Raw genomic sequence first — 22963 nt, 5'->3', positions numbered from 1 at the left:
CATTTGCAAGTTCGGCGATCGGAACATGATCGACCTGCTTCGAGAGGTTGTCCTGCCTGCTTTCACTGACGACAAGCTGTATCGTGAAGCCCGTGGATCGACATTCCACCTGTTGGACGTTTGCCTATTCGACTCACTAACTAATGACGTAAGCGAACCGGCAATTGCTGGCCAGTTCGTTCAGGACACCACGCTAGTTCGTGATCAGGTTTTCGATCCCGCAACTTCTCAACTTATAAGCGATGAGGCTAAGCTAGACACCTCTCCGTCAGCCTTCTTCGTTCTTCTACTGAAAGATCATAGGTTGATATATTTTGCTGAGACCCGGTTTGCACCGAGCCTAGCATCATTCCAGTCCACGATGCAGCGTTTTCTTATCAGAAAGCATCGCGACTATATCGATAAACTTCATGATGAGGGAGCAGAGCGCGGAGAACGAGTTTACAAGCGAGTTTTGAAAGAAGGGATTCCAGTTCCGACGCTAGAGATCGTTCAGATTACGAACGGCGAACGTCTTTCAGAGTTCGTTCAACGCTTCGCGAAGCTTCAACGCGTAGATTTGATTATTCATCGGAAAAACGATGAGCCTACCGCAGCTTCACTTATCGCAAGCGCCGAGGCATTCAATGAAATGCTGAAAGGCAAGCAAACGCGGGTGACAACCACGGACAATGAGGGCCTAGACAAGGAGGGCACAATCGCCGCGCTCCAAGAGACGACTGACGGCGCAAATGAAACCGTGCGCTTCTCAGGCCTTGACCATAACGGCGATCGACTAAAGGGCGAGAACGAAGATTTCTCTGTGACGACTATTATCGAAAATCTCGTCGGAACCGTCAAACAAAAGGCGAACGCATTGCTTGACCGTTTCAACGCCATCATAGCCCGTGGAGAGCTCAAGCGTCCCGATGTGCCCCAACAGGCCGCTGCGAGAGCAGCGGCGGCAGTGAGAGAAGATGACCAGCAAGCCTAAAATCGAGCCCATCGATGGCTGGCGCGCTGATGCCACCAACGATCAGAACCTCCTTGGCGTAGCCAAGGCGGCTTGGGGCACGGTCGGAAACAAATCGGACATCATTTTATCGGTCGCTATATGTGTCGCGCTCTTAATCGGTTTCGCATTTGCTCAACACAATGACCTGGTGGCCGACGCGCCAATTATCGCTGCCTCTCTTAACTCATGGGCAGGTCTAGTTTCAAATGTTGCAGTTTCTATACTGGGTTTTTTGATCGCGGGATTCTCGATTTTTGCGACAATGACGAAACCTAGTATATTCCGGCTGCTTGCAATGTACAAATCGGGTGGTCGTTCTATATCGGAGTTTAAGTTCGTATTCTATAACTTCTTGTACATATTCGTACACTACATGATATTGCTTGCTTTCGGCATATTCGTTGTGTTTTCCACCACGAAGCAGTCGCCGATTTGGTTTATAGCAGACAAGCTAGATCCCAATCCGGTGGTGGACATCGACATGATTGCCGGCTTCTTTGCCTCTGCCTTCGTGTCATATGTATTCTTTTGTATTCTTCTATTAAAAAGTTTTGTCTGGAACCTGTATCAAGCTATCGTTTTCGCCATTTTCTTTGATCCACAGAACAGTTCTGGACCTTAGAATCTCCAGTTGGTAGCCGCTGACGTTTGGCTCCGGCATGCTCCTTCGAAAGGAGCGCGCCATGCCGAAGTTCACCATCCTCTCCCGCGTCGATGCCTACGTCGACTACACCACCGAAGTCGAAGCCGACTCCCTCGAGGAGGCCGTCGACCTGGCCTATGACGGCGACCCATCCATCAAATGGAAGGAGCAGGGCGTGGTCGAATTCGACGCCCGCCATGTCGTGGCGCTCGACGCGAACGGCGACGAGATCGAGAGCTACTCGCGCGGCAAGGGCTGACCTCTGACGATCCACCCGCTACGGTGGGTGGATGGGGAGCGTTACCAACCACAAGTGGGAGTCGTCGCATCGCGCGCGGTCCGCCATCCGGCGGGTGGTTTAGCCGGTGCCGATACGACCCGAACATATTGTCGAGGCTTTGTCCCAGCTGGGAGGAGAAGCGCACCTCGATCAGCTCGTGCCAAAGGTCGTGGAGATCGTCCCGGACCATAAGGCCGCGAGTCCCGCAGCCCGCGTCCGCGCGCGTCTCCAAGAGAACTGGGCTGGTTCGGCACACTTCAAGGGCAACGACCTGTTCGAGAACGTCTATGGCCCCGCCGCCCGGGCGGGCGTCTGGCGCCTCAAGTCTGATCTTCTCGCGCCCGGAAACCCGGATAGCGTTCTGGACGGAGCCGAGGCCGATATCGAGGCTCAGGAAGGCCGCGCCACCCTCCGTGTTCATATGAGGCGCGAGCGGTCGCGAAAGCTCATCAATGACTTCAAAGCCTCTCTGACCAGCTTCGCCTGCGAGGCCTGCGGCGATGATATGGAAGCCATCTACGGCGAGTTGGGTCTCGGCTATGTCGAGGCCCACCACAAGGTGCCGGTCGCCTTGATCGAAGAGGGCGAGGCGACCAAGCTCTCCGACTTGGCGGCGCTCTGCGCCAACTGTCATCGCATGATCCATCGAAATGGCCTCATGTCGGTTGAAGCATTGGCGGCGCACATGCGTGCGCGGCGGCCACCATTCGCCATCGCGGCTGAGGCTCGCAACGGCGAATGGCTGCACGACCCACCGGTTCAGGACGACTAACCCCCTCTTTCGTCATCCTCCGGCAAGCCGCGCCTTCGCGGCGCAGACCGGGGGACCCAGTGGCGCGCGAGAGCGCGAAGCTGTCGCGGACTCCGCCGCCAACATCGTGCGTGAAAAGGTCGCCTTCGGCGTCGCTGGGTCCCCCGGTCTCGCTACGCTCGCCGGAGGATGACGAAAGGTAGGGGGCGCTCATCGGGGCAAGACTCCCACACCTCCCCCCTCCACCCCTCCCGCTCCCACAACCCGCCCCTTCCGCCCCCGATACGTCCGTTCCTGACGCACCACGCCCCCATAATCCGCGCTCACGCACGGAAGGGGGACTGCAACATCATGCGAACACCGCCGACGCCCGACACCCGCTACGTCACCGTCAGCCCCGACACCTGGAGCCTGATCCGCGGCGCCTACCTGTCCGGCCTGTCGGCGCGGACGGTCGCCGGGCGGTTCGGCGTGTCCGAGGGGGCGTTGCGCAAGCGGGCCGCGCGCGAGGGCTGGACCAAGCGCGCCTTCGCCGCCCGCGCCACGCCCTGGCCCGGCGCGCCCGAACGGCCCCGGACGGCGGCCATGGCCGGATCGGCCGGCTCGGCTGCGCCGTCTGCGGCGACGGCGGGCGAGGCCGACGCGCCCCTGACCGAGGACGACATCGTCGCCGCATGGACCGCGCCGATCCAGATCCGGCCCGGCGACCTCGCGCGGCGGGCGCTGGCCTCGGCCGCCGAGGCGGTGCGGGCGGGGCGCGGCCTGACGGCCCTGCGGCTGGCCCGGGCGGCGTCCGAGATCGCCCGTCTCGACGCCCTGTTCGAATGGGTCGAACTGGACCCCGCCGAGGAGGAGGCCCGCAGCGCCGAGGGCCAGCTGATGGCCCGCCGCTTCCTGCGCGAACGCGCGCTGGGACTGGCCCGCGACCTCGCCCTCGGCCGCCCCCTGCCGCCCGAATACGACGAATTCGACACGGCGCCGGAGGACCCGGCATGAGGGTCGAATGTCTCCACATGGGCGGAATTCGCATTTTTGCGCGGGCCGGGGACATTCGCCCCGTCCGGCCGCGCGCCGCCGATCCGCAACTCTTCCGGCGACGGAAACCCGGCTCTCTCGCGTTCAACCTGCGAGAGAGGACAGCCCATGACCGAAGTGAAACCCACCGGCCGCCCGCGCGGCTTCGCGGCCATGTCGCCGGAGCAGCGGCGCGCCATTGCCTCCAAGGGCGGGACCAGCGTCAGTCCCGAGCAGCGCACCTTCTCGAAGAACGCCGACCTCGCCCGCGCCGCGGGCCAGAAGGGCGGCCTGCGCCGGGTGGAGAAGAGCAGGGGCGACTGACGCCCCCGTTCTCCCTCCCCTTCATGGGGAGGGATGTCGGCGCGAAGCGACGACAGGGTGGGGCATGTCAGGGCCGCGCAGGACCGTGCGGCGGTTCCCCACCCGTCCTCGCCTTCGGCTCGGCCACCCTCCCCACAAGGGGGAGGGAGACCGCGAATCCGCTATACCCCTTCCATGCCCGCCTCCCGCGCCTCCGCCCTGATGGTCCTGATCGCCTCGGCCTGCGTGCTGGCGTTCGCGCCCATCCTCGTGCGGCTGACCGAGACGGGGCCCGCCGCCGCCGGCTTCTGGCGCTTCGCCTTCGCCCTGCCGCTGCTGCTGTTGCTCACCGCCCGGCCTGGCGCGGAGGGCGTCGGCCGGCCGTCGAAATGGATGGCGCTGGCGGCGCTGTTCTTCGTGCTGGACCTGTCGTTCTGGCACTACGGCATCGTCATGACCTCGGTCGCCAACGCCACCGTGCTGTGCAACCTGACGCCGGTCGTGGTCACCCTGTTCGGCTGGATCGTGTTCCGGGACCGGCCGCGGCGGCTGTTCGTGGCGGCGATCGGCCTGGCCATGGGCGGGGCCTTGGCCATGTCGGCGGGGGCGGACGGGCGGCAGGGGACCAATCCGCCGCTGGGGGACCTGTTCTCCCTGTCGGTGGCGCTCTGGTACGCGGGCTATTTCCTCGCCGTGAAGGCGGCGCGGGCGACGGCGGGGGCGATGCGGATCATGCTGTGGTCGACGGCCCTGGGGACGCCGCTGCTGCTCGGCGTGGCCGTGGGGTTGGGCGAGGACCTGTGGCCGGCGACGGCGGCGGGCTGGGCCGCCTGCGCCGCCATGGGGGTGATGCATGTGCTGGGGCAGGGGGGCGTGGCCTGGTCGCTGGGCCGGCTGCCGGCCTCGCTGACGGCGGTGACCATATTGATCCAGCCGGTGGTGGCCTCGGGCCTCGGCTGGCTGATCTTCCACGAGACCATGACGCCGGTGCAGATGATCGGCGGCGCCGTGGTGCTGGTCGCCATCGTGCTGGCGCAGTGGTCGAGCGCGCAAAAGAAAGGCGCGGAGGCCGAAGCCGCCGCGCCCGTCCCGTGATGCTGTCAGTCCGGGATCAGAGGATTTTCAGATCGATCGCTGACGTCTTGCCGCGCTGGGATTCCAGCTCGTATTCGACCTTGGCGTTCTCATCCAGGCCTTGCAGGCCCGCCTTCTGGACCGCGGTGATGTGGACGAAAACGTCCTGTCCGCCGCCGTCAGGCTGGATGAAGCCGAAACCCTTGGTCGGGTTGAACCACTTGACCGTACCGGTCGCCATGTTGCGTCTCCGTGAACGCGCTTGCCAGGCAGACGCCCCCGGGGGAGCGCCCGTCAGCCCATCTGGACGAGCTCATTCAGCGAAGGAGCGGGCACGGGTGTGGAGGCCGCGCGAAATCCGGACTGCGGCGACTTTTTCTCCCGCAAAACCGGGCCGGTCAACCGCCTGTTTCGCGAACGCGGTTCGGCGGATCAGGCGCAAAGACTGCGCGGGGCCCCGTCCAGATGCAGGTGGTTGCGGTGCGCCTCGTTGTAGTCCGGCGTCAGGACCGTCGAGAAGGCCCGGCAGGCGCCGTCCCGGATGCGCTTCAGGAATCCCTTGCCCTCCGCCCCCCGCGGACCGGTTCCGTCCCAGTCGGCCAGGACGGAGACCTTGCGCCCGTCCTCCAGCGTCATGCTCCCGATATCCAGCGCATTGGCCCGCGCGTGCTCGCTGGGCCGGGCGTCGACATCGGTCTGACCATAGATGCGGCGGCAGGCGTAGGTGCCGACCTCGTTCATCCGCGCCACCCGGCTGCCGAACGCCGCCTCGGCCGCGGGCTGCAGCACCTGGCGGTCCCAGATGACGTAGCGCACCGCCAGCGGGCACTGCATCACCGGGCGGCCGTCCAGCGGGGTGACGTCGCCGCCGGTGATCCTGACGGCCCCGCGCACGACGCAGAAGCCGCCGTCGTCGCGGTCCTCGGCCCGTTCGACGGTCACGCCGGCCTCGCGCAGCACCTGGATGCAGGCGTCGGTGACGGCGGCGGTCTCTTCCGGGGCGGCGGTGCGGGCCAGCTCGAAATCCGCCACCTTGGCGCCGGTCGCCTGGCCAATCGGATGGTTCAGATCCAGCGGCTTCCACGGCAGGTCCTGGCCCGGGACAAAGGCGTTCAGCAGGGCGAACGCGGCGCACAGGCCCAGCGTCAGCTCCCACAACAGGTTCCAGAAATCGGCGAAGTCGCGCTTCATTGCCGGACCAGCCTTAGCGGTCCCCCGCGGGGAGCGGAAGCGGAACCGCTCAGGCCGGGGCGTAAAGGGCGGCCAGGGCCTCGACCATGGCGTGGTTCGCCGGCTGGCCGCGGCCGTGATGGTTGGCGACCGACAGGACGGCGACGCCCCGCGCCGGCAGGACCCGCGCCGTCACATGCCACAGGGTGTTGGAGCCGTCGTGACCCAGCCGCGGGCCCGGCTGCACGCCCCAGCCGTAGCCATAGGCCGGCGGCGCGCCCTCGGGCGGTGTCATCAGCCGCGCCATGGTTTCGGGCCGCAGCAGGCCGGCGCCCTCCGTCAGATACAGGCGCAGGAACCGACCGTAGTCCGCCACCGTCATATGGATCCGTCCCGCGGGGCCGAGGAAGGGCGGGTTGTCGGCCACGCCGGCGGGATCGACCGGGATCAGCTGATCGCCGACGGACCGGTGCCCCCACGGATTGTCGCCCTTCGGCGCGCCGTGCCCGACCGAGGTCATGCCCAGGGGATCGAAGACCTCGGCCTGGATCGTCTCCTCCCACGACCGGTCGGCCAGCCGTTCGACGGCGGCCCCGGCCAGGATGTAGTTGCCGTTGCCATAGGCGAAGGTCCCGCGGGTTCCGGTCGGGGTCTGGCCCAGGACCATGGCGGCGAAGTCCACCCGCTGGTCGCGGGTCGACCGGGTGTCGGCATGGCCGGCCATCATGACCTCGCGCGTCAGCAGGTCGCGGTCCGACAGGCCGGAGCGGTGACACAGCAGATCGTCGATGGTCACGGCCCGCAGCGCGGGATCGATGGCGACGCCGGGGAACAGCTCGGGCAGGGTCGCGCCCCACCGCGCCCGGCCTTGCTCGACCAGGCGGGCATAGAGGACGGCCGTCATCGCCTTGCCGTTGGAGCCGAGGTGCCAGAGCTGATCCAGCGTCGCCGGCTCGTCAGAGCCCGCGCGCCGGACGCCGCGCGCGCCCGACCAGATCAGCCCGTCGCGGCCGACCGCGGCCGAGGCCATGGCGGGCGGCGCGTGCTGCGCGAACTGCGCGTCGAGGGCGGCGGCGGCCCTGCTGTCGCGTTCATCCGCCGCCAGGGCGGGAAAGGCGCCGGCCAGCGGCAGGACGGAGAAGCCGCCCAACAGGGCGCGGCGCGTGGCGATCATGGTCGTGTCCCCGGATCTTGCGGACGGATAGCCGGATCGGCGGCTCACGGCACGTTAGAAGGGAGTAATGATTGCGCGGCGATCGGGCTTGAGCGGGGACCCGCGCGCAGCGCGAGCTTGCTGAAGGCGCGCCGAAAGGTTCACGGTGGCGGCATGGGAAAATCAAAAGACTACGACGCCGAACTCCTGAAGCTTCAGACCCTGCTTGTCGAAACCCAGGCGTGGACCATCCAGGAAGGGCGCAAGACCCTCATCGTCTTCGAAGGCCGCGACGCGGCGGGCAAGGACGGGGCGATCAAGCGCATCACGGAGTACGCCTCTCCCCGCCAGACGCGGGTCGTCGCCCTGCCCAAACCCACGGATCGCGAACTGACCCAGTGGTATTTCCAGCGCTATGTCGCCCACCTGCCCGCCGATGGCGAGACCGTCCTGTTCAATCGATCCTGGTACAATCGGGCCGGCGTCGAGTCGGTCATGGGCTTCTGCAAACCCGAGCAGTACGCCCAGTTCCTGAAGGACGCCCCGCGGTTCGAGCGGACGCTCGTCGACGACGGCGTCACCCTGATCAAGATCTGGCTGGACATCAGCAAGGAAGAACAGGCCCGTCGTCTGGCCGAGCGTCTTCAGGACCCGTTGAAGCGGTTCAAGGTCTCGGCGCTCGACGCCGAAGCCCAGATCCGATGGGACGCCTACAGCGCCGCGCGCGACCGGATGCTGGAAGAGACCGACAGCCGCGGCGCGCCCTGGACCGTGGTCGCCACCGACGACAAGAAGACGGCGCGCCTGAACGTCATCCGCCACATCCTGCATACGATAGGCGGGCCAGGCTCCAAGACGCGGCCTGACGCCGATGTGGCCTTCCACCCCGCACGGGCCAAGGGACGGCTGGCGTCCTGATCAGAAGCCCAGTTGGGCCCTCAAGGTTTCGGGACTGAGGCCTTGGGCCCGCAGTTCGCCCAGCGTCACGGACCGGTCGCGTTTGGCGTAGCGCCGTCCATCCCCGCCGACCAGCAGGGGGTGGTGGCGATAGACGGGCGTGGGCCAGCCCATCAGATTCTGGATAAGCACCTGGATATGGGCCGCCTCGAACAGGTCCTCGCCGCGGATGACATGGGTCACGCCCTGCAGGGCGTCGTCGTGCGTGACCGCGACGTGATAGGCGGCGCCGGCGTCCTTGCGAGCGAGGACGACATCGCCGGCGGTCTCGGGCCGTGCCCGGATCAGGCCGCGTTCGCCGTCCGGTCCGCGCCCCTCCTCGACGAAGGTCAGGGCGTCCCAAGCGCGCCGACCCAGCAGGTCGCGGGCGCGGTCCAGCGAAAGACGCCAGGCGAAGGGTCGCCCCCCGGCGAGGAAGGCGGCTTCCTCATCGGCCGGGTGCGGCCCGGGCCGCGCCGCCTCGACCGGTCCGTGCGGCGCGTCGCCGATGGAGTCGAGTATGTCCCTGCGGGTGCGGAAGCAGCGGTACAGCAGGCCGCGCCGGTCCAGCACGTCCACGACCCCGGCATAGTCGGTCAGGTGATCGGACTGCCGCCGGACCGGCTGCTCCCAAACCAGACCCAGCCAGGCCAGATCGTCCAGGATGGCGGCCTCGAATTCGGGCCGACACCGCGTCGGGTCGATGTCCTCGATGCGCAGCAGGAACCGTCCGCCGGCCGCGCGCGCCGCCGTCCAGGCGTTCAGGGCGGAGAAGGCGTGGCCCCGGTGCAGCCGGCCGGTGGGCGACGGGGCGAAGCGGGTGACGAAGGCCACGCTCAGACCCTCTGGATAGCGCCGGCTTGCTCCGCCGCCTCCAGAGCGAGCCGGATCTCGGCTTCGGAAAGATAGTCGAACTGGACGGCCATTTCCTCGGCCGCGAACTCCCGCGCCGTCGTGGCCCAGTCGTAGGCCAGTCGCTGGTCGAAACCGGCGTCCGGGAAAGCCCGCCCGGTCGTGCGATACAGGGTCATGGCCTGCAGTTGCGGCAGGGCGAACTCGCGGGGCCGCTCGATCTGTCGTCGCTGAAGGCGACCGATTTCCTCGGCCAGCAGCGGAGACTTGGCCAGATGGGCCAGCAGGTCGCCCAGTTCATGGAGACGATCCTTGAGCGCGCCGTCCTCCGTATGCGCCGATGGCAGCCAGTCCCGGAACAGGGACGCCTTTCCGGCCATGAGACCGAGCAGGGACATGATCGTCGCGCCGGTCAGGGGATTGACGCCGAAGGTAGCGTGCAGGGACGGACCGGTGGTCGCCAGGGCGTCATGATAACAGCCCCTCGGGATGTACAGTACGTCGCCGGGCCTCATTCGGACTTCCTGCATCAGGTTGCCGCGCGTCTGTTCGAGCCAGCGCCGCGTCTCCATGTTGTCGGGCATGGCGTCGACGGGATTGTCAGCTCGGGCCTCGTAGATGTTCCAGACCTTCTCGCCCTCGGTCTGGATCGCGAACACCTCGTGGTTGTCGTAGTGGGTGCCGAAAGCCCGGACGCCCTTCGACGAATAATACACATTGCAACCGACGCCGGCGGCGAAGGCCTCGCCCAGCATGGCGGCCAGCCGGGTGAGGGGCGGGTGCAGGTGATGCACCTCATTGGCCACCAGGCTTGCGCCGGAAGCCAGAAAGATCTCGAGACGGGGCATCGACGGGCGATGCACCTGCCCGTTCGCCGTCTGGACCGTGTCGCAATACAGATCCTTCCGAACCGGAATGTGATCGCGCATGGGACGCAGGGTCTGGGAGGTCCAGATTCCCGGCTGACCCAGCAGGGCGTTCCACCCGTCCCAGGTGAGGATGTCGCGTTTGCGCCCGCCCTCCGCCGCCGGAATATGCAGCGGTTTCCGGCCGTAGTAGTCGGCCCTGAACCGGGCGGGGGTGATCGGGTGGAGCAGTTCGTCCAGACTGAGCATTCCGCGAGGCTAGATCCCCCGCCCAGTCCTGTCGATGAGATGTAATGGCTGTTGCGCCTTCCCTGGAATGGATCGCCGCCGCGCGCGAACGCCTGGCCTCGCTGGATCCGGCGCTGGAGCGCGCCCATGCGCAGACCCCGGCGTTCGAATGGCGGCTGCGCACCGGCGGCTTCGAGGGCCTGTTCCGCATGATCGTGGAACAGCAGGTCTCGGTCGCCTCGGCCGCCGCCATATGGGCGCGTGTCGTCGCCGGGCTGGAGGGCGAGGTCACGCCTGACAGGGTGCTGGCCACCGGGATCGAGACCCTGCGCGGCTTCGGCCTGTCGATCCAGAAGGCGACCTATGGCCACGAGATCGCCCGGGCCCACGCAGACGGCCGCATCGATTTCGATCACCTGGAGCGGCTGTCGGACGAAGAGGCGGTGGCCCGGCTGGTCGCCATCAAGGGCGTCGGCAAATGGACGGCCGAGACCTTTCTGATGTTCTGCGAGGGACGGCAGGACGTCTTCCCCGCCGGCGACATCGCCCTGCAGGAGGCGATGCGCTGGGCCGACCGGGCGCCGCTCCGCCCGCGCGAAAAGGACGCCTACGCCCGCGCCGCGATGTGGACGCCGCATCGCAGCGTGGCGGCGCATCTGCTCTGGGGATGGTATGGGACGGTCAAGCGCGGCGAGGTCGCGCTGGAGGACCAACCCGCGTGAGCCCCATCGTCGACCCGAACCTGACCGACCCCGAGACCGTGCTCGGCGCGCTCGACTTCGCGGGCGTGGCGGTCTTCGCGGCCACGGGGGCGCTGGCGGCGGCGCGGCAGCGGCACGACCTGGTCACCTTCGCCTTCTTCGGCGCCATCACCGGCGTGGGCGGCGGAACACTGCGCGACCTGCTGATCGGCGCGCCGGTCTTCTGGGTGCAGGACTGGCGCTATATCGCCGTCTGTCTGGCGGCCTCGATGGTGGTCTGGATGCTGGGGGCGCGGACGTGGCGCTTCCGCGCCCTGCTGTGGCTCGACGCCCTGGGCCTCGCCGCCTATGGCGTCATGGGCGCCGCCAAGGCCGAGGCCTTCGATGTCGCGCCGCTCATCTGCGTCGTCATGGGGGCGCTGACGGCCTGTTTCGGCGGTGTGGTGCGCGATCTGCTGGCCGGCGAGCCGTCGATCCTGCTGAGACGCGAGATCACGGTGTCCGCCGCGCTTCTGGCCTCGACCGTCTTCGTTGTCGCGCGCGTGGCCGGGATGGACGTCTGGCCCGCCGCCCTGATCGCCGCGCCCTGCGGTTTCGCCCTGCGCGCCGGGGCCCTGATCTGGGGCTGGAGCCTGCCCGCCTTCCCGGGGACCGCGTCGCGGGGCTGAGCGTTACGGAACCGTCGCGGGCCGGTCATCGCCAAGCCGTCGAATCGGGACTAGGCTTGGATCAGAGCCAGGGAAGGAGACACGTCTTCAGTCCGTTCGCGTCCATGATCCTCTCCCCGACGGCGAGGCCCTGATGCAGGTCCTGAGCCGTCCCCCGTCCGGCTGGCCCGCGCTGGTGCTGAACGCCGATTTTCGCCCGCTGTCCTACTATCCGCTGTCGATCTGGCCGTGGGAGGAGGTGGTCAAGGCGGTGTATCAGGACCGCGTCGACGTGGTCTCGACCTATGACAAGGTCGTGCGCAGCCCGTCGATGGAGTTCGTCCTGCCCAGCGTGATCGCGCTGAAGAACTATGTCGACCAGGACCGGCAGCCCGCCTTCACCCGTTTCAACGTCTTCCTGCGCGACGGCTTCACCTGCCAGTATTGCCACGCGACCGAGCAGTTGACCTTCGATCATGTCGTGCCGCGGTCCCGGGGCGGCCGCACGACCTGGGAGAACATCGTCGCCGCCTGTTCGCCCTGCAATCTGCGCAAGGGCGGCCGCACGCCGCAGCAGGCCGGCATGCCGCTGCGCCGCGTCCCGCACCGGCCGAACGCCTGGCAGTTGCAGGAATTCGGGCGCCGCTTTCCGCCCCACTATCTGCACCAGAGCTGGCTCGACTATCTGTACTGGGACATCGAGCTGGAGCCGTGACGGCAAGCAAAAGCCCGCGCCGATGGCGCGGGCTTCCTGTCTTCCGGCGGATTTAGCGGCGGCGACGGTTGAACTGTCTCTCGGTCCAGCCGGTCACCAGCACATTGCCGTCGGCGGACACGCTGCCGGCCGGAACGGTGCGCGTGGCGCCGTCCGCCGAGCGGACGACGAAGGCGGTGGCGCGGCCTGCCGCGTTGCGCGTCACGTCCACGACGGAGCCGAGCATGGCCCCATCCGAACTATGGACCATGGCGCCGGTCTGGATGGCGGCGTCGACCGCGGCTCCATCGCGATTGGCGCGGGCGTCGGCGCGAGCATTGGCGTTGGCGTTCACCCGGGCGTTGGGCCGGGCGTCACGGGCGCTGTCGCGCGCCTCCCGCACGGTTTCGCGGGTCATGCCGACGCCGTCGCGGGCGATGGAGCCGACCCCATGGGTGATCGATCCGGTGTGGGGAACGCCAACGCCGACCGATCCGCCGACCTGTCCGCCGAGGCCGCCGGCGATCTGGGCGGAAGCGCCGCCCGCGACAAGCAGGGCGGCGGTGAACACGGTGGTTGATACAAGCGTTTTCATTGTGTTGGTCCTCACGTAATCAGGCCCCTGCCCATCCGGGAGAACGATCGGTCGCGCGGGGGGTTCCTGTCGTGGGGCCGCGCGCCTCCACCGTCGCTCCGATCCCCGAGGCTCCATGAAAATCCGTGTCCGCGCCGATCTGGTCTACCGTTTCGACCCGCCGACGGACGCCATCTACAAGATTCAGGTGGCCCATTGGCCGGGCCAGACCGTGCTCGAGGAAAGCCTGACGACGACGCCCGCCATCGACTTCATCCAGGACGAGGATGAGGAATTCGGAGCCCGCACCCTGCGCGCGCATCTGTCGGGCGAAGTGGCCCTCAGCTATTCGGCGGTGGTCGACAACGGCGTGCTCAAGGGGCTGCCGCCAGTGACGGTGCAGCACGACTGGAACGACCTGCCGGCCGAGGTGCTGACCTACCTCAATCCCAGCCGCTACTGCCCCTCGGACCAGTTCGGCCGCTTCGCCGAGCGCACCTTCGGCGGCACGGTCGGCGGCGACCGGGTGCTGAAGATCCTCGAATGGATCAGGGCCGAGATCGACTATGAGCCGGGCGCCTCGGACAGCGAGACCACGGCGGCGCGCACCTTCATCGACCGGGCGGGGGTGTGCCGCGACTTCACCCACATGGGCATCACCCTGTGCCGGGCGTCCGGCATTCCGGCGCGGGCCGTCAGCGCCTTCGCCCACCAGCTGAACCCGCCCGACTTCCACGCCATCTTCGAGGTGTTTCTGTCGAACGGCTGGTGGCTGGTCGATCCGACGGGCCTGGCCCCGGTCGAGGGGCTGGTGCGCATCGCCTGCGGGCGGGACGCGGCCGACATCGCCTTCCTGACCACCCAGGGCTCGTGCCAGCTGGTGCGGCAGTCGGTGACGGCGGAGGCGATCTAGTCGGGGGAGCCCGCCGCCTGCCAGGCCTCGATGAAGTCGAGCCGCCGCAGGACCTTGTTGTCCGGGTCGATCAGCACATGGGCGCCCGTCGGCGCGGCGATGCGGCCGCGGCCGCCGGTCATGGCCACGGTCTGGCGGCGGCCGTCGATCTCGATCTCGACCGGCATGGGGAAGATCCCGCCGTCGCCGGTGACCCATTCCAGCATCAGGTCGCCGCCGTCGCGGGTCTGCGTCAGGTCGGGCAGGGCGGCGTTGTAGAGATAGCCGCGGAAGAACCAGGTCAGGTCGCGCCCGGCCTCCTCATTGACGATGGCCAGCAGTTCGTCGGTCGTGCCGTAGCGGGGCTCGAAGGCGCCGGGCCGCGGGGTCGCCGTGCCGTAGACGATGCGCGTCACCGAGCGGAAGAAGGCTTCGTCGCCGATCAGCATCCGCAGCGAATGGGCGATCAGCGAGCCCTTGTTGTAGATGTCCAGGCCGGGGCCGACGTCGCCCTTGTAGACCTCGTCCTCGGACTTCTCCGTGCCCGAGACGACGGGGAATTTGTTCTTCAGGTCGCGGCGCTGCTCCAGCAGGCTGGCCTGCAAGAAACGCTCGCCGTTCAGCCAGCGGTCGTAGAGCGGCTGCATATAGCTGCCGAACCCCTCGTGCAGCCACATGTCGTCGGCGTTGCGGTTGGTCAGCTGGTTGCCGAACCACTCGTGCGACAGCTCATGATGCAGCAGCCAGTCGAAGCCGCGGCCGTCGAGCTTGTATTCATTGCCATAGGCGTTGATCGTCTGGTGCTCCATGCCCAGGTGCGGGGTCTCGACCACGCCCATCTTCTCGTCGCCGAAGGGGTAGGGGCCGACGGTGGCCTCGTAGAAGTCCATCATCGGCGCGAACTGGTCGAACAGGGCCTGGGCCTTGACCGGGTCGTCGGAGCGCAGGTGCCAGTACGACAGGGGCACGGTGTTGCCGAAGCGGCTGCGGTAGTCGGCCTTCAGCTCGACATAGGGCCCGATGTTCAGGGCGATGGCGTAGGTGTTGGGGTTGGCGGCCGACCAGTTCCAGGTCGTCCAGCCGTCGCCGTGATCGACCGTGCCGAGGAAGCGTCCGTTCGACGGCGCCGACAGGTTCGACGGCACGGTGATGTGCAGATCGACGCGCTTCGGCTCGGCCAGGGGGCTGTCGATGCAGGGCCAGAACAGGTCGCAGCCCTCGGGCTGGACGGCGGTGGCGATCCACGGCGTGCCGTCCGCCGTATTGGCCCAGACGAAGCCGCCGTCCCACGGGGCGTGCGGCGCGACGCGCGGCTGGCCGGCATAGGCGATGCGGACGGAGACCTTTTCGCCGGCAGCCAGCGGCCGGGGCAAGGGGATGGTCATCCGGCCCTCGGGATTGGTCCAGTCGCCCGCCGGAACCTCGCGCCCGTCGACCTGCACCGACGAGACGGTCAGCAGGGTGTCCAGTTCGACCACCACGGCGGCCAGCGGCGCGGCGGCGGTGAAGTCCAGCACGGCGATGGCGTCGATGGCCTTGTCGTCGGGGATGACCTTGATCGACAGGTCCGCCCTGTCGAACACCATGGCCAGCTGTTCGGGCGTGCGCGGCTGGTCGGTGCCGAGGGTGAAGGCGGTCGATTCGCGCGCCGGCGTGACGACGGCGGCGGGCTCGTTCGAAGCCGGAACGCTCTCTGTCGCAGCCGGCGCGGTGGCGCAGGCGGAGAGGGCGAGCAGGGATGCGCCGGTCAGGGCGGCGCGGCAGGCGATGAAGGACACGAACGGCTCCCGAGGACTGGGCCGCCAGCCTAGACAGGCGCGTCCGCCGCGCAACCCGAAAGCCCTATATGCCGCGCGCCTTGCGTTGCGCCTTCGTCGCGCGCCGGACCCAGGCCTTGTCGATCTGCTCGCGCAGGCGATCGTCGTCGGCGGTCTCATAGCGCACCAGCACCGCCGGCCAGCCGTCGAAATGCGGCGTCTTGAAATAGGTCTGCGGCTCGGTCTCCATCAGAAGGTCGATGTCGCCATGGTCGAGCGACAGGGAGACGGCCTCGGGCCGGCGGGTGTCGTTGATCAGCAGCTTGCCCCGCAGGCGCACGCAGCGGACCCCGTGCACCGTCGACTCCTCGACCTCGGGCAGGGACAGGGCGTAGGCGTACATCTCGTCGCGGGTCATGGCGGCAGTGTGCCACCTCGCGGGCAAAGAAAAAGGCCGGCGTCTCCGCCGGCCTCTTCAGATCTTCAGCAGCGTCGCCGGATCAGGCGGCGGCTTGCTCGGCCAGCTTGGCCTTCACCTGGCGCTTGATGCGCTGGGCGGCGGTCGAGAGCTGCTCGTCCTTGGCCTTGACGATGAACGGGTCGAGACCGCCCTTGAAGTCGAGGGTGCGCAGGGCGGCGTTGGAGATGCGCAGGCTGAACGACTGGCCCAGGGCTTCCGAGGCGACCTTGACCGTCTTCAGCGACGGCAGGAAGCGGCGCTTGGTCTTGACGTTCGAGTGGCTCACGCTGTGGCCGACCATGGGGCCGATACCGGTGAGTTCGCAGCGACGCGACATCTGACTATCCTTGACGGAGCGGCCCACGAACGATGCGGGCGCATGAAACAATGGCGCGCAGGGACGGGGTCCCCGCGCGAGAGGGGGCCGTATAGTGGAAGTCACCGCGCCGCGTCAAGGCTTGTGGCGGCGCGTGATCCGTTCAGCCGCCGTTCAAATCCCGCCATATATCGGCTCTATCCATGCAGCGAAGCCCTGCGCCCGAGGTCCGTCCATGAAGATGTCCGTCCTGATCCGCACCGCCCCCGTCCTGATCGGCGCCCTGCTGATGGCCAGCGCGCCCATGGCCGGCCCGGCCGCACCGGTGCAGTCGGCGTCGCAGCCCGTGCTGCCGGGCTACTGGCAGTACACCACCCGGGCGCTGGGGCAGGGCGACACCGAAACCAAATGCGTGCGCCCCAGCGAGATCAATCGTTTCTTCGGCGGCCTGTCGACGCGCCACTACCGCTGCACCTATCCGACGCGCGAGGTGGGCGCCGGCAACGCCCGGTTCGAGGGCAACTGCGTTTCGCGCAGCGGCCGTCAGGTGCGCGTGCGCCTGAACGGCACCTATCAGCCCGAGCAGTTCAGCTTCCGCGGCGGCGCCTCGATCAAGGCCGCCGGCGTCTGGAGCCCCTTTATTCCGGCCACGATCACGGCGCGCCGTCTGGCCGCCCAGTGCCCGGCGAACGCCGAGTATTTCTAGACCGGGGCCACCCGCGCCACGACATAGGTATGCTGTTCGCCCGAGGGCAGGGTCAGGCTGACGTATTCCCCCGCGACGAACCGTTCCTCGCCGAAGCGGAAGCCGCGGGCGTCCGCCGTGTCGCCCCCGTCGAGGTCGAGGGTCCAATGGCCGCCGGGACCATGCTTCAGATGGCCGGTTCCGACCGTCTGGCCGTCGGTAAAACGCCGCACATGGCCGCGCTCCGGCTCGGCGCGCAGGGCCTCCCCGTCCAACCGGCCGTCGGCGTCCAGAGGCGCGACGATGTCATAGCCTTCCGTGGGGTCGCCCGCCGGATGGCCGGGCTCGCGCGCGAGTTCAAGGCGGACATGGTGGAATTGGGTCATGGGGGCGCTCTCGCTGGAACCGGATGTCGATATCCGCAGGATAGCGCGAGATCGCGCCTTCCGTCTTGCTATGGATCAAGCCCGGCGCGGGGCCCTGTGCTAAGGGAAAACCGGCCGTTGTGGCGGCGATACGGGAGGATCGAGAGATGGCGGGTCTACCTTGGATCTTGCTGGGGGCGCTGGCGCTCGCGGGCTGCGCGGGCGAGGCCGTCCGCCAGAATGGAACCGAGCCGGTGGTCATGGGCTCCGCGGATCGGGGCGCGATCCTCGTGCGACAGCAATGCGCCGGCTGCCATGCGGTCGAACACTCGGGGGACAGTCCCCTGGCCGCCGCGCCGCCGTTCCGGGACATGGGCGTGCTGTATCCTGTGCGGGACCTGCAGGAGGCCTTCGCCGAGGGGCTGGTCACCGCCCATCCGGCCATGCCGGCCTTCGAGCTTCAGCCGACCGAGATCGCCGACGTCATCGCCTATCTCGAAAGCGTGTCCGGGACCGGTCCGGGCCGCTGAATGGCAGAAGGCCCGGGATTGCTCCCGGGCCTTCGCGTCGTTCGGCGATGCGTCCTGATCAGGCCGCTTCGGCTTCCTCGGCGGCTTCTTCCGCGGCCTCGGCGGCGGCGATGACGGCCTTCTTGGCGCTCAGCGACTTGGCCAGCAGCTGGACGGCGGCGTCCTTGTCGATGCGGTTGGCGGCGGCGACCTCGCGGGCCATGCGGTCCAGGGCCGATTCATAGAGCTGACGCTCCGAATAGGACTGTTCCGGCTGGCTGTCGGCGCGGTGCAGGTCGCGGACCACCTCGGCGATCGAGATCAGGTCGCCGGAGTTGATCTTGGCTTCGTATTCCTGGGCGCGACGCGACCACATGGTGCGCTTGACGCGGGCGCGGCCCTTGAGGGTCGTCAGCGCCTTGGTCACGACGTCGTCGGCGGCCAGCGAGCGCAGGCCGGCGGTCTTCGCCTTCTTGGTCGGGACGCGCAGGGTCATCTTCTCGTGGTCGAAGGTCACGACATAGACCTCCAGCGACATGCCCGCGACTTCCTGGGTCTCGACGGCCGCCACCTTGCCGACGCCGTGCGCCGGATAGACGACCGCGTCGCCAACCTTGAATTCCAGACCGCTCTTGTTCGTCATGTCATTCCTTTCCCGGCGCAGGGTGGATGAGGCGGCAACGCAAGTGACGGCTGCGCTCTCCATCGACGGGAACCGTCGGCGGCGCAGCTGTATCAGTCGTCAGGAGCGAAAACGGATCACCAAACCTCTGGCCGACCCCGCCTTCGTGGGCGGAGTTCTGTCGCAAACGCGGGCGGCGCGAGAAAATCGCTTACCGCCCGACCCAATGACAGGAACCTATCACAAAATTGGGGAAATTCAAAACGTCCACAGCGTCAGCGTGGCCGTAACGGTAAATCCCACCGGCCGATGGCGGCGAACAGGCGCCGCCGTTGCCGTCAGGAGCCCTTGCCGGGCTTTTCCGAGAAGTATTTCTCGAACTTGCCGGTTTCGCGCTCGAACTGTTCGGCGTCGGCCGGGGGCGTGCCCTTGACGGTGATGTTGGGCCAGACCTTGGCGTATTCCGCGTTGACCAGCAGCCATTTGCCGTCGGGCTCGTCCTCGGTGTCGGGCACGATGGCGTCGACCGGGCATTCCGGCTCGCATACGCCGCAGTCGATGCATTCGTCCGGGGCGATGACGAGGAAATTCTCCCCCTCGTAGAAGCAGTCGACCGGGCAGACCTCGACGCAGTCCATGAACTTACATTTCACGCAGGCGTCGGTGACGATGTAGGTCATGGGGCGGAGGGGATCGCGCGGTTTCGGGGACGGGTTGCGCAGATGACCCCCGCGGCCGCGGCTGTCAACTCGGTGGGCGGACGTGACGCATCCGGGGGGTTGTCATGGACGATGGGCGCTCTATCTGTATCAGATGCGATTACAGATCGCCCGACATCCAGAGGATTTCACACAATGCATCCCGTCTCCCGCACCGTCATCGCCGCCGCCGCCTCGCTCAGCCTTCTGGCCGGCGGCGCCGTGGTCGCCCAGGCCGTCCTGACCCAGACCCCGGCCGAGGTCCAGGCGGGGACCTACAAGCTGGATTCCGCGCACGGCAAGATCACCTGGTCGGTCGACCACATGGGCTTCTCGACCTACGTCGGCCAGTTCGTGGCGGTGCAGGCGAACCTGACCCTGGACCCTGCCAACCCCTCGGCCTCGACGCTGACGGCGACCATCCCCCTGACCGAGGTCGACACCAATTCCGACGGACTGGACGCCCACCTGCAGACGGCCGACTTCTTCGACACCGCAAACCATCCTGTCGCCACCTTCGTCTCGCGCTCGGTCACGATCGACGCCGCCGACCCGTCGGAAGCCGTCGTGGTCGGAGACCTGACCCTGCGCGGCGTCACCCGTCCGGTGACCATGGCGGTCGAGTTCAACCAGGCCGGCCCGTCCATGGGCGCCTACAAGGCCGGGTTCGACGGCGAGGCCACGATCAAACGGTCCGAGTTCGGCATCGCCTATGGCCTCCCGGTGCTGGGCGACGAGGTGACGCTGCACATCGAAGGCGAGTTCGTCCGGCAGCCGTAGGCGTCAGTCGGTCGGGGCGAGGACATAGAGGGCGCGGGCTTCCTCGGGCGGACCGCGCCGCTCGCCCAGGCCCTCGACCGTGAGGTCGACCAGCCGTCCGCCGATGGCGAACACCAGACCGTCGCCGACGTGAACGGAACGGCTGGGCTTGTCCAGCCGGGCCTGTCGCCCCTGGTGGGTCAGCCGGACCGCGCCCCGCTCGACCATGGCCGCCGCCAGCGACCGCGTCCTCGCGAAGCGTGCGCGCCACAGCCACACATCGATGCGACAGGCCGTCTCGCTCATGCCGGCGCGCGGTTCCGGCGGGGGCGTCTGCGTTTCGCGCGGGCGGGCGGGGGCGCCGCCGTCAGGGCCGACAGGACGGCGAACGGCGAGTCCTTCACCGTCCTTGGCCGGTCGCCCCGATCCGGCTTCTGCGCGCGCGAGGCTTTCAGCGCGGCGGTCAGGGCCCTGGCCTCGTCCAGCGAAACGCCCAGGGCCCCGACGTCGGCGTCGGTCAGCACGCCCTTGCCGGCGGCCTGGCGCTCGCTCATCGACTCCAGCAGGTCCACCGCGGCGGCGACCTTGCCGACCGCGCGCAGGCCGAAGGCCGACAGCAGGCGCGGCGAGGGCGGCGGCTCGGGCAGGGCGGTCAGGGTCGTGGCTCCCGGCCGGAACGGCTCGCCGGCGACAAAGGCCTGGGCCAGGGTTCGCGCCCGCGCCTTCAGCACCCCCGGCAGCCAGACCGAATGGGTCCCCATGCGCACGGCGAAGGTCCTCAGCGTGCGCCGCTCGACCTGGCTCAGCGCCGCCAGATCGCGCTCGACGTCGCGCCGGTCGATGACTCCCCCGGCCTCGATCAGGCGGAAGGCGATCCCGCGCGGCAGGCCCTTCAAGGTCCCGCTCTCCACCGCCGCCTTCAGTCGCGCCAGCGGCTTCAGCGCCCGCCCGGCCTCGCCGGCCAGCCACGCCTCCAGCCGCCGCTGCGCCCGCTCGCGCCCCGCCGCCGGCCCCAGTTCGCCCGACAGCCGCACTCGCGGCGCGAACCAGCTTCCGCCCGTCACCTGACCGGCCGCAACGCCGCGCCACAGCACCGCGCCTTCGGGGGTGACGCTGAACGCCTCGTCCGCGTCGGCCGCCAGCCGGCCAAGCCGGCGCGCGATCTCGGGCGTCACCGCCTGCCGCGCGGCATGCCGCAGGGCCCGGTCCTCGAGGGCCGAGGATCCCTTGTCGATCTGGAAGTCCACGCCGGTCAGCCGCCCGACCGCATGGCCCTCGACGATGACCGCCCCTTCGGCGTCGACGTCCGCGACCGCGTCCTCGCGCACGTTCAGGGCCCGCATCAGGGCGGTCGTGCGCCGGTCGACGAAGCGCGCGGTCAGTCGTTCGTGCAGGACGTCCGAAAGCCGCTCCTCCAGCGCCCTGGTGCGGTCGCGCCAGCCTTGGGCCTGATCCAGCCAGTCGGGACGGTTGGCGATGTAGCTGAGGGTGCGCACGCCGCTGAGACGGGCCGACAGCTGGTCGATCTGGCCATCGTCGCGGTCCAGTTCGGCGAAGCGGGGCGCGATCCAGTCCTCGGTCAGTCGGCCCCGCCTGCCGGTCAGAGCCTGGAAGATGTCCTTCGCCAGCCGGCCGTGTTCGTCCAGCGTCGTCTTCTGGAAGTCCGGCAGCTGGCAGGCCTCCCACAGCCGCATGATGGCGCCGCGCGAGCGGCCGACGCGCGCGACCTCCTCATCCTTGATCAGGCGCCGCAGCAGGGTTTCGTCCAGCGCCGGCTGGGTCAGGCTCAGACCCGTCCGGCCCGGCGTGACGACCAGCGACCGCAACAGGTCGGGCAGGGTGTCGAAATCCAGCCGGGCATTGCGCCATTCGGCCCCCTCGACCGGGTCGAAGCGGTGCTCGACCACCTGTTCGACCAGATCGGGGTCCAGCTCCAGCGATTCTCCGGTGACCCCGAAGGTGCCGTCACGCAGATGCCGTCCGGCGCGGCCCGCGATCTGGCCGATCTCGTGGGCGTGCAGCCAGCGCGTCCGTCGCCCGTCGAACTTCCGCAGGCCGGCGAAGGCGACGTGGTCGACCTCCATGTTCAGCCCCATGCCGATGGCGTCGGTGGCGACCAGAAAATCGACCTCGCCCGACTGGAACAGCTCGACCTGGGCGTTGCGGGTGCGGGGACTGAGCGAGCCCATCACCACGGCGGCGCCGCCGCGCTGGCGCCGGATCAACTCGGCGATGGCGTAGACCTGCTCGGTCGAGAAGGCGACGATGGCGCTGCGGGCCGGCAGGCGGGTCAGCTTCTTGGATCCGGCGTAGGACAGGGTCGACAGCCGTTCGCGCGAGACGATCTCCACGTCGGGAACCAGGGCGCGGATCAGCGGAGCCATCGTCCCGGCGCCCAGGAACATGGTCTCGAACCGCCCGCGCGCATGCAGGAGCCGCTGGGTGAAGACGTGACCCCGCTCGGGATCGGCGACCAGCTGGATCTCGTCGACGGCGAGGAACTCGACCGACCGCTCCATCGGCATGGCCTCGACGGTGCAGACGAAATAGACGGCCCGCGGCGGGACGATCTTCTCCTCGCCGGTGACCAGGGCCACAGCCGCCGCGCCGCGGCGCTTGACGATCCGGTCGTAGATCTCGCGCGCCAGCAGCCGCAGGGGCAGACCGATCATGCCCGAGGCGTGGCCCAGCATCCGCTCGACCGCCAGATGGGTCTTGCCGGTGTTGGTGGGCCCCAGGACCGCGACGACGCGCGAGGGGGGCTGACCGGTGCTGCGATCACTCATGATGCTGAAAAGGTGGCGTGTCCCGACCGGTTCCTCAAGCGGCGCCGTGGCGGCCGGCGGACACGTAAACAGCGAAGGTTCGGCTGGCGGAACAGGGGCGAAACGAATCAGGACCGAATCATCGACACGGCCCGATTCGGGGTTTGTTCCCTACAAGATATTGTATCTTAACGGCTCTTAATCACAAGAAGATAGGGCGGCTTTCAACCGGCGGCGCGCGGACCGGGGCGGGTG

At 68.1% G+C, this 22963-nt stretch carries 29 protein-coding genes; 15 read left to right on the top strand and 14 right to left on the bottom strand.

Annotated elements, in window-relative coordinates; all coding sequences use genetic code 11:
* The first annotated feature begins 25 nt into the window (after positions 1–25).
* The 7 genes from ASD59_RS14245 (at position 26) to ASD59_RS08545 (ending at position 5080) form a co-directional block, all read left to right on the top strand.
* Complete coding sequence (locus ASD59_RS14245; RefSeq protein ID WP_156376982.1) at positions 26–973, top strand: hypothetical protein; 948 nt, start codon at positions 26–28, stop codon at positions 971–973.
* Entirely contained in the window at positions 957–1616 is a 660-nt protein-coding gene (locus tag ASD59_RS14240) for a hypothetical protein (protein ID WP_156376981.1), read from the top strand. The genes ASD59_RS14245 and ASD59_RS14240 overlap by 17 nt, the downstream gene beginning before the upstream one ends.
* 61 nt (positions 1617–1677) lie before the next feature.
* On the top strand, positions 1678–1896 hold the full coding sequence (locus ASD59_RS08565) for a hypothetical protein (RefSeq protein WP_055830863.1): 219 nt from the start codon (positions 1678–1680) through the stop codon (positions 1894–1896).
* 139 nt (positions 1897–2035) lie between these two features.
* Entirely contained in the window at positions 2036–2689 is a 654-nt protein-coding gene (locus ASD59_RS14430; RefSeq protein WP_200947907.1) for an HNH endonuclease, read from the top strand.
* A gap of 330 nt (positions 2690–3019) precedes the next feature.
* Positions 3020–3664 carry a hypothetical protein gene (locus ASD59_RS08555; protein ID WP_055830859.1) on the top strand — a complete coding sequence of 215 codons (645 nt, stop codon included), beginning with the start codon at positions 3020–3022 and terminating at the stop codon, positions 3662–3664.
* Positions 3665–3811: 147 nt separating this feature from the next.
* Positions 3812–4006 carry a KGG domain-containing protein gene (locus tag ASD59_RS08550; protein ID WP_055830857.1) on the top strand — a complete coding sequence of 65 codons (195 nt, stop codon included), beginning with the start codon at positions 3812–3814 and terminating at the stop codon, positions 4004–4006.
* Positions 4007–4180: 174 nt separating this feature from the next.
* Positions 4181–5080, top strand: coding sequence for a DMT family transporter (locus tag ASD59_RS08545; RefSeq protein ID WP_055830855.1), 900 nt, complete (start codon positions 4181–4183; stop codon positions 5078–5080).
* A gap of 16 nt (positions 5081–5096) precedes the next feature.
* Here the strand turns inward: ASD59_RS08545 and ASD59_RS08540 are convergent, their stop codons facing one another.
* The 3 genes from ASD59_RS08540 to ASD59_RS08530 all read right to left on the bottom strand — a co-directional run bounded on the left by ASD59_RS08540 (position 5097) and on the right by ASD59_RS08530 (position 7403).
* Complete coding sequence (locus ASD59_RS08540) at positions 5097–5300, bottom strand: cold-shock protein (RefSeq protein WP_055830853.1); 204 nt, start codon at positions 5298–5300, stop codon at positions 5097–5099.
* Positions 5301–5491: 191 nt separating this feature from the next.
* Positions 5492–6250 (bottom strand): extensin-like domain-containing protein, encoded by a 759-nt coding sequence (locus tag ASD59_RS08535; RefSeq protein WP_055830851.1) that lies wholly within the window; start codon positions 6248–6250, stop codon positions 5492–5494.
* Positions 6251–6299: 49 nt separating this feature from the next.
* Positions 6300–7403 (bottom strand): serine hydrolase domain-containing protein, encoded by a 1104-nt coding sequence (locus ASD59_RS08530; RefSeq protein ID WP_055830849.1) that lies wholly within the window; start codon positions 7401–7403, stop codon positions 6300–6302.
* A gap of 153 nt (positions 7404–7556) precedes the next feature.
* Here ASD59_RS08530 and ppk2 point away from each other — a divergent pair, with 153 nt between their 5' ends.
* Positions 7557–8300, top strand: coding sequence for a polyphosphate kinase 2 (gene ppk2 / locus ASD59_RS08525; RefSeq protein ID WP_055830847.1), 744 nt, complete (start codon positions 7557–7559; stop codon positions 8298–8300).
* On the opposite strand, the gene gluQRS is transcribed toward ppk2, so the two are convergent.
* Together gluQRS and ASD59_RS08515 are read right to left on the bottom strand one after the other, a co-directional pair.
* Positions 8301–9152: a tRNA glutamyl-Q(34) synthetase GluQRS gene (gluQRS, locus tag ASD59_RS08520; RefSeq protein ID WP_055830845.1), complete on the bottom strand. Its 852-nt coding sequence runs from the start codon at positions 9150–9152 to the stop codon at positions 8301–8303.
* Positions 9153–9154: 2 nt separating this feature from the next.
* Entirely contained in the window at positions 9155–10285 is a 1131-nt protein-coding gene (locus ASD59_RS08515) for a cupin domain-containing protein (RefSeq protein ID WP_055830843.1), read from the bottom strand.
* Positions 10286–10329: 44 nt separating this feature from the next.
* On the opposite strand from ASD59_RS08515, the gene ASD59_RS08510 reads away from it, so the two are divergent.
* The 3 genes from ASD59_RS08510 to ASD59_RS08500 all read left to right on the top strand — a co-directional run bounded on the left by ASD59_RS08510 (position 10330) and on the right by ASD59_RS08500 (position 12327).
* On the top strand, positions 10330–10986 hold the full coding sequence (locus ASD59_RS08510; protein WP_055830841.1) for a DNA-3-methyladenine glycosylase family protein: 657 nt from the start codon (positions 10330–10332) through the stop codon (positions 10984–10986).
* On the top strand, positions 10983–11633 hold the full coding sequence (locus tag ASD59_RS08505; RefSeq protein ID WP_235561775.1) for a trimeric intracellular cation channel family protein: 651 nt from the start codon (positions 10983–10985) through the stop codon (positions 11631–11633). The genes ASD59_RS08510 and ASD59_RS08505 overlap by 4 nt, the downstream gene beginning before the upstream one ends.
* A 133-nt stretch (positions 11634–11766) precedes the next feature.
* Positions 11767–12327 (top strand): HNH endonuclease, encoded by a 561-nt coding sequence (locus tag ASD59_RS08500; RefSeq protein WP_055830837.1) that lies wholly within the window; start codon positions 11767–11769, stop codon positions 12325–12327.
* 52 nt (positions 12328–12379) lie between these two features.
* On the opposite strand, the gene ASD59_RS08495 is transcribed toward ASD59_RS08500, so the two are convergent.
* Positions 12380–12901 carry a hypothetical protein gene (locus tag ASD59_RS08495; RefSeq protein WP_156376980.1) on the bottom strand — a complete coding sequence of 174 codons (522 nt, stop codon included), beginning with the start codon at positions 12899–12901 and terminating at the stop codon, positions 12380–12382.
* Between the two features lie 115 nt (positions 12902–13016).
* Here ASD59_RS08495 and ASD59_RS08490 point away from each other — a divergent pair, with 115 nt between their 5' ends.
* Complete coding sequence (locus tag ASD59_RS08490) at positions 13017–13793, top strand: transglutaminase-like domain-containing protein (RefSeq protein ID WP_055830832.1); 777 nt, start codon at positions 13017–13019, stop codon at positions 13791–13793.
* Here ASD59_RS08490 and ASD59_RS08485 read toward each other — a convergent pair.
* The 3 genes from ASD59_RS08485 to rpmB form a co-directional block, all read right to left on the bottom strand.
* Positions 13790–15550 carry a M1 family metallopeptidase gene (locus ASD59_RS08485; RefSeq protein WP_235561774.1) on the bottom strand — a complete coding sequence of 587 codons (1761 nt, stop codon included), beginning with the start codon at positions 15548–15550 and terminating at the stop codon, positions 13790–13792. The genes ASD59_RS08490 and ASD59_RS08485 overlap by 4 nt on opposite strands.
* A gap of 64 nt (positions 15551–15614) precedes the next feature.
* Positions 15615–15947 (bottom strand): MmcQ/YjbR family DNA-binding protein, encoded by a 333-nt coding sequence (locus tag ASD59_RS08480; RefSeq protein WP_055830830.1) that lies wholly within the window; start codon positions 15945–15947, stop codon positions 15615–15617.
* Between the two features lie 82 nt (positions 15948–16029).
* Positions 16030–16326, bottom strand: a complete 297-nt coding sequence (rpmB, locus tag ASD59_RS08475) for a 50S ribosomal protein L28 (protein ID WP_055830828.1) — start codon at positions 16324–16326, stop codon at positions 16030–16032.
* Between the two features lie 214 nt (positions 16327–16540).
* On the opposite strand from rpmB, the gene ASD59_RS08470 reads away from it, so the two are divergent.
* Entirely contained in the window at positions 16541–17011 is a 471-nt protein-coding gene (locus tag ASD59_RS08470; protein ID WP_055830826.1) for a DUF3617 domain-containing protein, read from the top strand.
* On the opposite strand, the gene ASD59_RS08465 is transcribed toward ASD59_RS08470, so the two are convergent.
* Complete coding sequence (locus ASD59_RS08465) at positions 17008–17376, bottom strand: hypothetical protein (RefSeq protein ID WP_055830824.1); 369 nt, start codon at positions 17374–17376, stop codon at positions 17008–17010. The two genes, ASD59_RS08470 and ASD59_RS08465, sit on opposite strands and share 4 nt — an antisense overlap.
* A gap of 146 nt (positions 17377–17522) precedes the next feature.
* On the opposite strand from ASD59_RS08465, the gene ASD59_RS08460 reads away from it, so the two are divergent.
* Positions 17523–17885: a c-type cytochrome gene (locus ASD59_RS08460; protein WP_082560132.1), complete on the top strand. Its 363-nt coding sequence runs from the start codon at positions 17523–17525 to the stop codon at positions 17883–17885.
* A 58-nt stretch (positions 17886–17943) separates the two neighbouring features.
* Here the strand turns inward: ASD59_RS08460 and ASD59_RS08455 are convergent, their stop codons facing one another.
* Entirely contained in the window at positions 17944–18507 is a 564-nt protein-coding gene (locus ASD59_RS08455) for a CarD family transcriptional regulator (protein ID WP_055830821.1), read from the bottom strand.
* Between the two features lie 317 nt (positions 18508–18824).
* Entirely contained in the window at positions 18825–19166 is a 342-nt protein-coding gene (fdxA, locus tag ASD59_RS08450; RefSeq protein ID WP_055830815.1) for a ferredoxin FdxA, read from the bottom strand.
* A 174-nt stretch (positions 19167–19340) separates the two neighbouring features.
* On the opposite strand from fdxA, the gene ASD59_RS08445 reads away from it, so the two are divergent.
* Complete coding sequence (locus ASD59_RS08445) at positions 19341–19964, top strand: YceI family protein (protein ID WP_055830813.1); 624 nt, start codon at positions 19341–19343, stop codon at positions 19962–19964.
* A 3-nt stretch (positions 19965–19967) separates the two neighbouring features.
* On the opposite strand, the gene ASD59_RS08440 is transcribed toward ASD59_RS08445, so the two are convergent.
* Both ASD59_RS08440 and ASD59_RS08435 read right to left on the bottom strand, forming a co-directional pair.
* Complete coding sequence (locus ASD59_RS08440; RefSeq protein WP_055830811.1) at positions 19968–20249, bottom strand: RNA-binding S4 domain-containing protein; 282 nt, start codon at positions 20247–20249, stop codon at positions 19968–19970.
* Positions 20246–22729, bottom strand: coding sequence for a helicase-related protein (locus ASD59_RS08435; RefSeq protein WP_055830809.1), 2484 nt, complete (start codon positions 22727–22729; stop codon positions 20246–20248). Before ASD59_RS08435 ends, ASD59_RS08440 begins: the two co-directional genes overlap by 4 nt.
* Positions 22730–22963 lie beyond the last annotated feature (234 nt).

This window comes from Brevundimonas sp. Root608 (assembly GCF_001427825.1).
In the GTDB taxonomy this organism is placed as follows: domain Bacteria; phylum Pseudomonadota; class Alphaproteobacteria; order Caulobacterales; family Caulobacteraceae; genus Brevundimonas.
The sequence above is the reverse complement of the archived record's forward strand: the minus strand, read 5'-3'. Positions and strand labels throughout refer to the sequence as shown.